Source organism: Psychrobacillus mangrovi (genome assembly GCF_037104765.1).
Taxonomy (GTDB): Bacteria; Bacillota; Bacilli; order Bacillales_A; family Planococcaceae; genus Psychrobacillus; species Psychrobacillus mangrovi.
The window spans coordinates 45,157-58,056 of sequence record NZ_JBAWSY010000006.1 but is presented as its reverse complement, the minus strand read 5'-3'; the positions used below and the strand labels follow the sequence as shown (position 1 = coordinate 58,056).

The following is a 12,900-nucleotide window of genomic DNA, read 5'->3' as shown; positions in this document are numbered from 1 at the left end:
ACGAAATGATAGATCAGTTAAACTGGAAATGTCAATGGCTTTCACTTTAAACCTGCTGCTACAGCTTCGGAAGAGGTTGTTCAACAATTAAGAACCCAACTATTGTCCGAACAACAACGAAATTAAAATTTATTAAAGCCGAAATTTTTTGTATTCGGCTTTTTATTTTTTCGTATAAAGCATAAATCTAAGTTCCATAATAAGAATTTTGTTTGAGGACGTTTCTAATACAATTGCATATGATAATACGATGAATCGGTGAAGGGAATGAAGAAAATGTATTATCCTCCTTATGGGGATCCATATCAAAACCCTTATTATGGTAATGCGGCTATGTATAATTATCTTGATAATCCGAATTACTGGACGTATCCTAATGGGACAATTTTTGCAAATCAATTTAAACAATATCACGCTTCCAATGGTAATAATAGAATGATGTTAAGAGATTATGGACCAAACCCATATGTCGTTAATATTAATGAAGCGACGAAACAAAACAATACGTATCGTACTGCATTATGGACTGGAAAACATTTGCAGCTTGCATTAATGAGTCTGAATCCCGGAGAAGATATCGGTTTAGAAATTCATCCAGATGTTGATCAATTCTTACGTATTGAACAGGGGCAAGGAATTGCTCAAATGGGGAAAAGTAAAGATAATTTAAATTTTAAAAGAAATGTATATGATGATTCTGCAATCTTTGTACCTGCTGGGACATGGCATAACATAACAAATACAGGTAATATCCCACTAAAACTTTATTCGATATATGCCCCGCCTAACCATCCTTTTGGAACTGTTCACCCTACTAAAGCTGCTGCAGAGGCTGAAGAATAAGGGGTATGTTTCTTTAAACTGAAAGGTTTTGTCAGTTTAAAGAAACCTCTTTAACTATAGTGGATTGTTAAAGAATGTACTAAACTACTTGTACTTTTGGTATTTTTACAATCGTTAAATTCGGTAGAAAAATCTACTATAGTTAAAGTGGCTTTAGTGAAAAATGAAATAATTGAATTGATGATTGAGATCATATTTTTATAAAAAGGTGATTCAATTGATTTTTCCATTTGCTCTTAATCAAACATTATTTCAAGGCTACAAATGTTACTGATTAAAACTTTATTTAATTAATGAAACAGACACAAAAAAATGTGTCTGTTTTTTCAATGTCAATAGGTAGTTATGGCAAGGGTTTGAGAGAAACGGGTAGAATACAGGCACGCCATTAGATGTTTGAATATAAAAATTAATTAATAATTTTTATATTGTTTTGATAATTTTTACTTTCTAGTTTTATTTGTAATGTAAAATTGTACAATTTTATCAAATTATATGGGGTGGGAAAAAAGGGGAATGTCAGGGAGGATAAATATGAAAGCATAATTTTTTTTTAGAATAGAGTTGTTTGGGCTTTATATAATATTTCATATATTGCAGAATTCTACAAATACGTAATGGAAGCGTCATTTTTTTTAATCTGAGTAACACAAAATGGCAACAAAGCTTTGGTATATTCTAGGCAGGCAGATGATGGTACTGCCGGCAAATTTAAGTAATAATCTTACTTAGGCTGATAGGAGGTGAAATGACAAAAAAACGGAATTTATGAAAAATCCATCCTATCAGTAGAAAAAATACGAATTAGGAGAGATCAAGTAATGAATAAAAAACAAATGGATTCTAAGAAAGTAAATAAAAAATTGTCGAAGAAAGTAGCGCCACTAGTGATGTCAACATCAATGATGGCCGCAACCTTTTTAGCAGCTGGTGCTCCTATTTCTGCAGCAGAGCTTGATACTAAGGGCGTTAATCCGGAAGCTATTGAACAAGTGAAAAATCATGGTCAGAAAGTATCTGCATTAGCAAAAAGTCTACCAGGATCTCCGGAAAAAGGTAAACTAGTTAGCAAACTAGCTCAAGATAAATCTGGCACAATTAATGATAATATAGATGAAATAAATAATGATGAGCTACAAGAAGGCGAAATAAGTGATGATACAGCAGTAGCTGAAGAAGAAGGAACAGGTGAAGAACCAGCAGCACCAGCAACTGAAGATGGCCAAGCAGAAGATGGTACAGAAGCAGTTGAAGAAGACTTAGCAGGTGAAGAACCAGCAGCACCAGCAACTGAAGATGGCCAAGTAGAAGATGGTGCAGAAGCAGTTGAAGAAGACCTAGCAGGTGAAGAACCAGCAGCACCAGCAACTGAAGATGGCCAAGTAGAAGATGGTACAGAAGCAGTTGAAGAAGACTTAGCAGGTGAAGAACCAGCAGCACCAGCAACTGAAGATGGCCAAGTAGAAGATGGTACAGAAGCAGTTGAAGAAGACATAGCAGGTGAAGAACCAGCAGCACCAGCAACTGAAGATGGCCAAGCAGAAGATGGTACAGAAGCAGTTGAAGAAGACATAGCAGGTGAAGAACCAGCAGCACCAGCAACTGAAGATGGCCAAATTGAAGATGGTGCAGAAGCAGTTGAAGAAGACCTAGCAGTTGAAGAACCAGCAGCACCAACAGCTGAAGATGGCCAAATTGAAGATGGTACAGAAGCAGTTGAAGAAGACGCAGCAGGTGAAGAACCAGCAGCACCAACAGCTGAAGATGGCCAAGTAGAAGATGGTACAGAATCAGTTGAAGAAGACCTAGCAGGTGAAGAACCAGCAGCACCAGCAACTGAAGATGGCCAAGCAGAAGATGGTACGGAATCAGTTGAAGAAGACGTAGCAGGTGAAGAACCAGCAGCACCAGCAACTGAAGATGGCCAAGCAGAAGATGGTACAGAAGCAGTTGAAGAAGACGTAGCAGGTGAAAAACCAGCAGCACCAGCAACTGAAGAACCAGCAGCACCAACAGCTGAAGGTGAGCAAGTAGAAGATAGTGCAGAAGCAGTAAAGGACAAAATGCTAGGATACTTTCAATACGTAGTAGCTTCATTCTCTAACTTTCTGAATTCCTTAAAATAAGAGGAATCTCTAGCGTAATCGATCGTAGTTATCGCTTGAAACCCTGATAATGAAGGCTTTTATGTAGGTTGAAAGCAAAATGCTAGCATTTTGCTAACGTAGAGGATTATAATCGAGGCTTCTCATTAGTTGTGCAAACTTTTGAGAAGTCTCTTTCTTTATGTCTTTCGTTACATGAAGATATCCGTTCTTCTAAAGCTAGTCGCTCCGATTTTCTCTTTTTCACTTTCGGTTCCGATTCATTAATAAGATTATTTTTACACTGCATAGAAAAATACGTTGAGTGAAAGAATAGAAAAGAATATGTATTTATTTTTATTGAAATTACTAATATACACTTTAATGAAAATAAATTTTATCAATAATTTTGACAAAATTACATATTTATTGGTATAGAATGAGAAACTTTGTTAGGCTTAAAAGGTTAGTTTCTTTTGTACTTATTAGAAAAAAATATATGTGAAACTTTTATAAGAAAGGAAGTTTTGATGAAAAAAATTTCAAGCGTTTTTTGGATTTCGGTGGCGATTGTGTTGGCATCAGTTATATTCGGTGTTGCTGCACCGGAGAGTTTTGAAGAAGCGACAGGAAATCTACAAGCATTTCTTACGACCACATTTGGATGGTACTATTTAATTTTAGTTACAATCATAGTAATTTTTTGTGTTTTTCTTATTTTCAGCCCTGTTGGGACAATAAAATTAGGAAAACCTGATGATAAACCTGAGTTTTCGAAAGCTTCTTGGTTTGCGATGTTATTTAGTGCAGGTATGGGAATTGGTCTTGTATTCTGGGGAGCAGCGGAACCACTTTCCCACTTCATGGAACCCCCACTAGCTGAAGCAGGCACAAACGCTGCACATAAAGAGGCAATGAGGTATACATTTTTCCACTGGGGCATTCATGCATGGGGGATTTACGCAATCGTAGCATTAGCATTAGCATACTTCAATTTTCGTAAGGGTGAACCTGGTCTCATTTCCGCTACATTAAAACCTGTCTTAGGAAAAAAGGCAATGGAAGGTCCCCTTGGAACAGTTGTAGATGTATTAGCTGTTGTTGCAACAGTTGTTGGTGTTGCAACAACTTTAGGATTTGGTGCAACACAAATTAATGGGGGATTATCTTATTTATTTGGAATACCAACTAATTTCACCATTCAATTGATCATCGTGGCTGTTGTTACCGTTCTATTTATCATCTCAGCATGGACCGGATTAGGAAAAGGAATCAAAATTTTAAGTAACGCAAATATGTATTTGGCGATTGCCTTATTAATCTTAATGTTTATCACGGGACCTACAATCCTCATCTTAAACATGTTTACTGATTCGCTTGGAGGCTACATACAAAATATCGTCCAAATGAGCTTCCGTATTGCACCGCTTAATGAAGAGCACCGTTCTTGGATTAATGGCTGGACGATCTTTTATTGGGCATGGTGGATTTCATGGTCGCCATTCGTAGGTATTTTTATCGCCCGTGTATCAAGAGGAAGGACGATACGTGAATTTGTCATTGGGGTTTTATTACTTCCTGCTCTAGTAAGCTTTATATGGTTTGCTGTGTTTGGTACATCAGCAATCGAGGTTCAAAAAGCTGTAAGTATTGATTTATCTCAGTTAGCTACTGAGGAAGTTTTATTTGCTGTTTTTCATGAATCATCTTGGTCTACAATTCTGTCTATCGTTGCAATTACACTTGTCGGTACCTTTTTTATTACATCTGCCGATTCAGCCACATTCGTACTTGGCATGCAAACAACGAATGGATCACTTATACCACCTACTGCCGTAAAATTAACGTGGGGTATTGCACAGTCAATTGTAGCTTTAGTTCTTTTATATAGTGGTGGACTTCAAGCACTGCAAAATGCTTTGATTGTAGCGGCCTTTCCATTTTCAGTTATTATTATTTTAATGATGATTTCACTTTATCGCTCTTTAGCAAAAGAGCAAAAAGAGCTCGGTTTGTATCACAAACCAAAACCACGTAAAACCAATAAGGAAACTCCACATCAATAAAATGAAGTGGGTTATTCAAAAGTTCTATATACGACTTGTGAATGCTAAACGTAGCATCATTAGCCAAACATCAGAGAAATAGTTAATTCTATTTTTCATTCATATTGAGAACTTGTTATGTAAATAATTTTTTCAAAAGTAAAGACTACTTCCTAAATTTAAGGAGGTAGTCTTTTTTATGTTGTTAGAATTTGTTTTTCAAGATTTTTGGGATGACAGAAGGTTTAAGAACACTTCAGAGACAAACATTAGAAATCAAATCTATTTGGTGAATTTGTAAGATATTTTATTGAGAATGAGGTTGTAAGTATAGAGGTTGAAGCTTTCTTCTTTGGTGACATAAAGTTATACATCTTCGTTATTTATTTGTTTGAATATCCAAGCCTGTAGACTGAAAACCTTTCACTTTTCGTATCTATTCAAGGTCAACGGCATATATCATGCTTATTCCGTGTGCATGGTTTTCCTTATTTGAGCTACCAGTGTCTTTTAAGTTTCTAAAAAAACTTTGTTGTTATCCGTAAATGTTTTAGCAAAATAATCTCCTGTCTCATTAAATTCTGAGTAAAGAGGAGTTATACAAACAGGTTATCCTTCTCCTTTGACAAATTTGGGTGCCAGGCACCAGTAACACTCCTGTAACAATAATAGAAGAGTGTTTTACGTACAAAAACATTACAAAATATTAACGCTAGATTAATAGTAGTTGGGTTACAATCAAACTCTAATAGAAGGTTTTTAAAGGGGGAATAATGTGTATAGTTTTTATTAATGGGTAATAAATAACTATTCGCTATCATCATATTTATCGATACATAATTTTTTTATCTATTAAATACTCCCATAGTCACACTTGATAAAATAGGTCTGGGGGCTTAGGGAATAATTAGACTTAAGCAGGCTTACCGAATAAATACCATTTTGTATGATTACTTTAGTAAGTTCAATAATCATTCAGGTCAAGTCTACTAAGAAACTAGCATTTAAGAACATTATTATTTTAAAAGTAGATGGAAATTCTTCCTCTGAAGAAATGACCAAGATTGATAGAGACAAGGATAAAATAGAAAAAATATTATCGATGTAGGAAGGAGAAAAAATAATGTTTTTGAAAATAGTCAAGAATGATTTCATCAGAAATAAAATCGTAACGATGACAGTATTTGTATTTATCACGATGGCAGTAATTTTGGCAGCCAGTGCCATAAATAACATAGCCAATCTGATTCAGGGGATGTCAGATCTTCAGGAGAGTGCAGTACCATCTGACATTACGGTGATGCATGCCGGAGAATATGACCAGGCAGAAATCGACCAATTCACAGATCAATACAGTGACCATATAGCGATGCAGGAGACGATGTTTCTTCAGAATATTGATGGAAGCAATATTCATTTTGGTCAAAATCAAACGATGGCTGGAACTATACAGGATATTTCATTTGTTGTACAGAATAAGGAATTTGATTTTATATTGGATTTGGATAATGAAAAACTGGATGTAAAGGAAGGAAAAGTGGCTGTTCCCATTTATTTTATGGAACAACATGACTTAAAAATAGGTGATACGATTACGGTGAAAAGTGGCGGGTATGAAAAAGAGTTTGCCATATCAGATTATGCAAGAGATTTTGAGATGAACTCCTCCCTTACTTCTTCGAAACGGTTTGTGATAAATCAGAATGACTATGATGAAATGCTAGAATTGCAAGGTGGGGAACTGGAATACCTGATCGAGTTCAAGCTGAATGAAAACGGTGATTCTGCTGCTGTTCAGACTGCCTATATCGAAGCAGGTCTTCCGGCAAACGGTCCAATAATCGGAGGAAAGATATTTACGATGTTTAATGCCATGTCAGATATGGCAGTTGCGATTGTCATTATATTCATTAGTATTCTGCTTATTGTAATTGCTTCGCTCTGTATTAGACTTACATTTCTGGCAACGATTGATGAAGATATTAGAGAAATCGGTGTTATGAAAGCAATGGGTATATCCAAAAAAGATATAAAAAAGGTCTATCTTAATAAATACAGAGTCATCTCAGTAGCAGCCGGTATTATCGGTTATCTGCTTTCCTTTGCAGCGGTAAATCTGTTAAACGGTAATATGAGACTTTACATATCTTCCGATTTATCAGGCGGCTTAAAGTATGTGCTATCGCTTATAGCTCCATTACTTGTATATTTCATGATAGTGATGTACTGTCAGCGAATACTGAAAAGCATCGATAAGATTTCTGCGGTGGAAGCTTTACGTTCAGATATCATGGAGCGCGGAAAGAACCGAAAATACAGTTTCCCGCTGCTAAAGAACAAATTCTTAAGCACCAATATTTACATGGGGATGAGGGATGTATGGAAACGATTCAAATTATACAGGCTGCTTTTTGTTATTTTTATCGTATGTACGTTTATTGTCATACTCCCTTTAAATATTTATAACACCATGAATTCACCCGAATTTTCCACATATATGGGAATAGGGAAACACGACATGAGAATCGATCTTCGAAGAACTGATAGTATTACAGAAGATTTTATAAAACTGCAGGAAGAGTTGAAAAATGATTCTGATATTGAAAAGTTTGCAGCCTACATTACAAGCTCCTACCAGGTCAAAAACGCGGAAGGTTCCTGGGACTATATTAATATAGAAATCGGAGATTATTCCGTATTTCCATTAAAATATCTGGAAGGCCGAGCACCGGAGGGTGAAGGAGAAATTTCGCTTTCCTTTGCCAATGCCGCAATTGACGGATTAAACAAGAAAGTAGGAGATGAAGTAACAGTTAGGGCTGGCGATGAAGAACAGACTTTATCAGTAACGGGTATTTATCAGGATATTACAAATGGGGGAAAAACAGCAAAAGCACATACGAGTCTTGGGGTAAATGAAGAGGCAGTTCTTTGGTATATAGTGAGCATGGATATGGCTCAAGGCGTTGATATTCGTGAAAAAATGGACTACTACCAGAATGCTTACGATTCTGCGCAGGTAAATGATATCAAAGAATATACTGGGCAGACTCTTGGAAATATCATTGAACAGATGAGCCTGATTGTTATAGGCGGAATCGTAATTGCAGTAATCATTGCTGTATTGATAACTGCACAATTCCTTCGGATGCTATTATCAAAGGATATGTCTCAGATTGCAATCATGCGAAGTATGGGATTAACTTCTAAAAATATTCAACATCAATATATGGCAGGAACTATGATGGTACTGATATTGGGAATCATAGTTGGAGTGCTGGCTTCAAATTATTTAGGGGAATTTCTTGTAAGTATGGCAATGTCCTCTATGGGAGCCGCAAAAATTGAATTAATTAATGTTGCATGGCAGACTTGGCTATTATGTCCGTTAGTACTGATTGTAGTCGTTGGTTTTACTATTTCTGTGTGCTGTAAGGTAACAGCAGAAGATGATTTATCTGTAGTTTTAAGAAGTTAGAACGGCTGAATAAGGTTGGGGGCGAGGCGTATCCCCGAAGATAGAAGAAGCATACTGCGTGAAGGCACCGATGCAGATAAAAATGCAGATTCCTAAAAAATAAGGCATTCCGTGGTGCCTCTGCGGTATAAACTTTGGTTTAAATATTTGGCATTGGAGGATTATATATGAGCAATATAATAGTAGCTAGAAGTATTAATAAAAAAGTAGAATTAGGAAAAGATAATGAGCTTCATATCTTAAAAGATGTAGACTTAGAGATAGAAGAAGGCGAATTCGTATCGGTCATGGGGCAATCCGGAAGCGGGAAGTCAACGCTGCTATATAATATAAGCGGTATGGATAGAATTACTTCTGGTAGTGTGAAATTTAAAGACAATGAAATCGAAAGACTCAAAGAAGAGGAACTGGCGAAGATCCGATTGAATAACATGGGGTTTATCTTTCAGGATATTAATCTTTTGAAAAATCTGTCATTTATTGACAATGTTATGTTTCCTGCTCTTGTATCAAAAGATGCTGATAAAAATGCGGTATATCAAAAAGCAAAAAAACTGCTGGAAATGACAGGGATTGATAAGCTTGAAAATAATAATATCACTCAAGGGTCTGGTGGACAGCTGCAGAGAGTCGGTATCTGCAGAGCATTGATAAATGATCCGGATATCATATTTGGAGACGAACCGACCGGAGCATTAGATTCCAAATCGACAGAAGAGATTATGTCAATTCTTGCAGAGATCAATAAAAACGGGACGACCATAATGCTCGTTACGCATGATACAAAGGTCGCAGCAAAAACCGAAAGAGTATTGTATATGGTAGATGGGAATATTGTGGCACAGAAGAAAATGAGTAAATACGATGCGCAGCATGACGATGTTAAGGAGAGAGAAGAAAGCATTATGAAGTGGTTAGTGGAAAATGGATTCTAATTTTTCATTGGGCATTCGCATAAAGTTTACATGTGAATTTTTAGGTGATTTCGAAAGAGAGAGCTAAGAATGTTTGTTAGGACAGACACGTTAACAATTCGCTACGCAATCAAATGAAAAACGAGAAGATTTGCGTTAAATAAGTTACATTCCTGATTTTGCAAACTTTTCTTGTAGGAAGTAAACCAAAAAAGACTCAGAATAAATCTGAGTCTAAACTTCTTTTTATTTTTTTCCTAGTAGTGCCATTAAACCTTTAAATATCAGGAAAAGAGAGAAAATCACAATAGCTAAAATACCGATTAGGTTAGTTATTGGCTCTATACCTGCTAAGAAAGTACCTTCTAAAGGAACCTTTAATAATGCAAAACCAGCTAAAATACTAGCCAACATTAAAAAAATAACTCGATCCATTCTGTTACGCCTCCTCTCAGTACATTATATGAACAAGTGAAAGGATAGTTGACCCGATTGAATCCCACAACGGTTAACTGGCCTTTACTATGCACTTGACACAACAGGAGTACCACTAGTAGTCGTACAAGGAATCCAAGCATTACGATTACGTGGTCACATTATGACTGTAGCTGCAATAAGGGTGTCTATGAAGTCCATTTCTTGGCTTTTGGACGCCTTTTTTAAATGTCGTTAATTATCCGTAATAGGTCTTTTACTCAATTCATGGAACTGATGATCCATTTACATACGTTCACGGTATATATAAAAAAGGCCAACCAGAGATAAACTGGCTGACCACAAACAAATTTAAATTCAATTAAGGGAAAGTCGTTTCTTTTCAAAACTTTAATAGACTATAAAACCTTTTCATGACTTCTATCGCATCTATTGAGATATCTTTGCAGATAAATAGATTTCAATAGAATGTTGAAAATAATAAATCATTTGTTTTTTGGTTTAAATGTTTTACAGCATGTATCTGCAGAATGAATTGCTTCTTCGGTACGGTTAAAAAAGTCGAATTCCGTAGCAAACTCAGAGTCGTATTTTGATTGGGAATCAATATCGATTTTGATTTGATCAGCTCCGCAAATATTACCTTCCGCATGAAACACACAGTTTGCAACAGAACAGTTAACTTCTACAATCGGCATTCGTCTACCCCCTAAAATTGAATTTAAATAAGAAGAAAAAACCGTGAGATTCTCTCTTCCATTGTAGTCTGTCCTATTAGGTGAATAGTATGTATTAAATGTTAACGAGTCATAGTTTTACAGGTGAAAAAGTGATAATTTGGCAGTAGATACAATTGTACAAAAATGAATGTACAAATTTATATTATTTCATATTATTTTGAAATAAATAGCAAAGATAAAGTTAATTTATCCTATTTATTATGATTTTTTAAATAATAATTTTTATTCATTTACTTCTAATTAATCAGTTAACTAGATTATATTACCAGTTAGATGAATTGATTTTTAGGTTACACTATTAATATGAGAAACAGTTGATAACTGAAGAAGATCTCCCTTCGTTTTTCTCATGAAATTCCATAGTAATGGAATTTGAGGCCTCACTGTTGAAGAAGTGAGGCTTTTTTATGTGCTATTATATTTAACGAAAGAAGGGACTACCATTAATTCAATGAATTAATGGTAGTCCCTTTCTTAAAATTTGACAGATTGTTTTTACATTATATTAGGTATGTATTTGTTTTTACATAATTTCTTTTTCCATCACAATATGTGGAATACCTGCTTTAAGAATACGTCTGAAACTGTTTTATATCCTAATTTATGATAAAAATTTTCAGCATGCGTTTGGCCATGCAGTACTAGTTTTTTTATATTGTGTTGTTTAGCGTATTCCTCAATTCCTTGCATTATACATCTATTCCACCTTACCTACACCGTTGACTATACGAAAACGAGCAGTCCCTATTGGGTTTTCATCATCGTAAAGGAGAAAATGAACTGCTTCATTTTCATACTCATCAATTTCTTCTTCCAAAGGTACTAGTTGCTCATGAACAAACACTTTTATACGAATATCAAAAGCCGTGTCTAGTTCTTCTTTAGTTTGTACAACATTAAGTCTCAAAATGTTTCATCTCTCTTTCTTGGGCTATTACTATTCTATTATATATGAAGTTTCGAAGTAAATTTCGATGCAGAAATTTATTCGAAAATGGAAAAATATGATTTATGCAACCAAGTACAGGGTAAAGAATAGGAGAAGAAAATATTGAGGAGGTAGAATAATGGATCATTTAAAAGCAATCGGTATCAAATTTGTTATGATTGCAGTGGTTCTTTTAATTATATTAACCCTGTTATTCGATGTTCCTTTCATGGATACCATTTGGACTAGCTTAGTTTTAACCTTATTCGCATATGTATTGGGTGATTTTATTCTCTTTAGGTTAGCTCCAAAACGATTGCGTAATATAATGGCTACTATCGCTGATTTAATCATTGGCTTCCTGGTCATTTGGTATATGTTAATTGCACTTACGGATGCTAACGAGAATCTCGCAGTTGGTGCAATCATCTCTGCGATTATAATTGCTGGAGGAGAATGGTTTTTCCATAAATACCTTGATCGCTCAGTGTTCGTTGGAAAACATGTATCAAAGTTAGATGAGATTTCTGGAATAGCCAAAAAACATTAGAATGAAAATAAAAGCATCCAACCGATTAAAGGCTTGGATGCTTTACTGTTATTAACGAAGGGTGATTTCGTGCTCGCCTTCACTATCGATTACAACAAAAACTAGGGAGTTATCCCGCTCAGACACTGGAAGAGGGACTTGTGAGTATAAGTGGAAAGTTTGCTCTTGTAAGGAATCGATACTTGCACCTTCCAATTTAGATCCGTCTAATGATTCTGTTGTTGCTAGGAAATCGAATTCATGTTTGTTATCGTAAATTGCCTTAAACTTAACGCTACCTAATTGATGACCATAACTAAATGAATCTAGTGTGTCGTTACTGATGCTCCCTGATAAATGAAGGTAAATTTCCTTATCAGAAATTATACTTCGCTTGTCATCTCCAGTAGAGGATGCAAATTCTTTCGTGAACTCAGCATGATTGATGGTCATGACTATGTCTCCATCCTCATATTCAAATACGATATCCTCTTTTAACAGATTTTCTCCTTGAGGAATGGCTTTTGTACTTTTATCGTCAGAATTAACTTCTGATTTTTCTTCGGTATTTTCTGTTTCCTCTTTTTGTTCACCATCTTCGACATTTGTTGTTTCAGTTGCAGAAACTTCAGTAGTAACACTTGTATCGGAAACGTCTTTATCTTCCGTTGACTCGTCCGTATCACCGCATGATGCTAAAATCATCGTTAATGATATCCCTAAAAACAAAATTGCTTTCTTCATATTCTTCATCCCCATATCATTAATGGTTTTCTATTATCATTTATAATTATAGTTACCAAATTTTATAGCACGCAAGTAAAAATGGGTATAGTTGGTAAAAATAGTGCTTTGGAAGCTCAATGGTTTTGGGTCTATGATACTAACGTATAAGTATTATGGA

General features: G+C 35.4%; 9 protein-coding genes and 1 pseudogene. 6 read left to right on the top strand and 4 right to left on the bottom strand.

Annotated elements, in window-relative coordinates; genetic code table 11:
- The first annotated feature begins 276 nt into the window (after positions 1-276).
- The 5 genes from WAX74_RS10235 to WAX74_RS10215 all read left to right on the top strand — a co-directional run bounded on the left by WAX74_RS10235 (position 277) and on the right by WAX74_RS10215 (position 9,385).
- Positions 277-843 (top strand): cupin domain-containing protein, encoded by a 567-nt coding sequence (locus WAX74_RS10235; RefSeq protein WP_336497703.1) that lies wholly within the window; start codon positions 277-279, stop codon positions 841-843.
- A gap of 821 nt (positions 844-1,664) precedes the next feature.
- On the top strand, positions 1,665-2,969 hold the full coding sequence (locus tag WAX74_RS10230; RefSeq protein WP_336497566.1) for a putative sodium/potassium/calcium exchanger: 1,305 nt from the start codon (positions 1,665-1,667) through the stop codon (positions 2,967-2,969).
- 488 nt (positions 2,970-3,457) lie between these two features.
- Positions 3,458-4,993, top strand: a complete 1,536-nt coding sequence (locus tag WAX74_RS10225; protein WP_336497565.1) for a glycine betaine uptake BCCT transporter — start codon at positions 3,458-3,460, stop codon at positions 4,991-4,993.
- Between the two features lie 1,102 nt (positions 4,994-6,095).
- Positions 6,096-8,450, top strand: a complete 2,355-nt coding sequence (locus tag WAX74_RS10220) for an ABC transporter permease (protein ID WP_336497564.1) — start codon at positions 6,096-6,098, stop codon at positions 8,448-8,450.
- 167 nt (positions 8,451-8,617) lie between these two features.
- The gene (locus tag WAX74_RS10215; RefSeq protein ID WP_336497563.1) at positions 8,618-9,385 is read left to right on the top strand and encodes an ABC transporter ATP-binding protein; all 768 of its coding nucleotides are present in this window, start codon (positions 8,618-8,620) and stop codon (positions 9,383-9,385) included.
- Positions 9,386-9,610: 225 nt separating this feature from the next.
- Here WAX74_RS10215 and WAX74_RS10210 read toward each other — a convergent pair whose 3' ends face one another.
- The 3 genes and pseudogenes from WAX74_RS10210 to WAX74_RS10200 all read right to left on the bottom strand — a co-directional run bounded on the left by WAX74_RS10210 (position 9,611) and on the right by WAX74_RS10200 (position 11,446).
- Positions 9,611-9,799 (bottom strand): hypothetical protein, encoded by a 189-nt coding sequence (locus WAX74_RS10210; protein ID WP_336497562.1) that lies wholly within the window; start codon positions 9,797-9,799, stop codon positions 9,611-9,613.
- Positions 9,800-10,284: 485 nt separating this feature from the next.
- Positions 10,285-10,497, bottom strand: a complete 213-nt coding sequence (locus WAX74_RS10205; RefSeq protein ID WP_336497561.1) for a DUF1540 domain-containing protein — start codon at positions 10,495-10,497, stop codon at positions 10,285-10,287.
- A gap of 565 nt (positions 10,498-11,062) precedes the next feature.
- Positions 11,063-11,446: pseudogene (locus WAX74_RS10200) on the bottom strand (GNAT family N-acetyltransferase).
- 160 nt (positions 11,447-11,606) lie between these two features.
- On the opposite strand from WAX74_RS10200, the gene WAX74_RS10195 reads away from it, so the two are divergent.
- A complete protein-coding gene (locus WAX74_RS10195) occupies positions 11,607-12,017 on the top strand; it encodes a DUF2512 family protein (protein ID WP_336497560.1) in 411 nt (136 codons plus the stop codon).
- A 51-nt stretch (positions 12,018-12,068) separates the two neighbouring features.
- On the opposite strand, the gene WAX74_RS10190 is transcribed toward WAX74_RS10195, so the two are convergent.
- A complete protein-coding gene (locus tag WAX74_RS10190) occupies positions 12,069-12,740 on the bottom strand; it encodes a hypothetical protein (protein ID WP_336497559.1) in 672 nt (223 codons plus the stop codon).
- Positions 12,741-12,900: the final 160 nt, after the last annotated feature.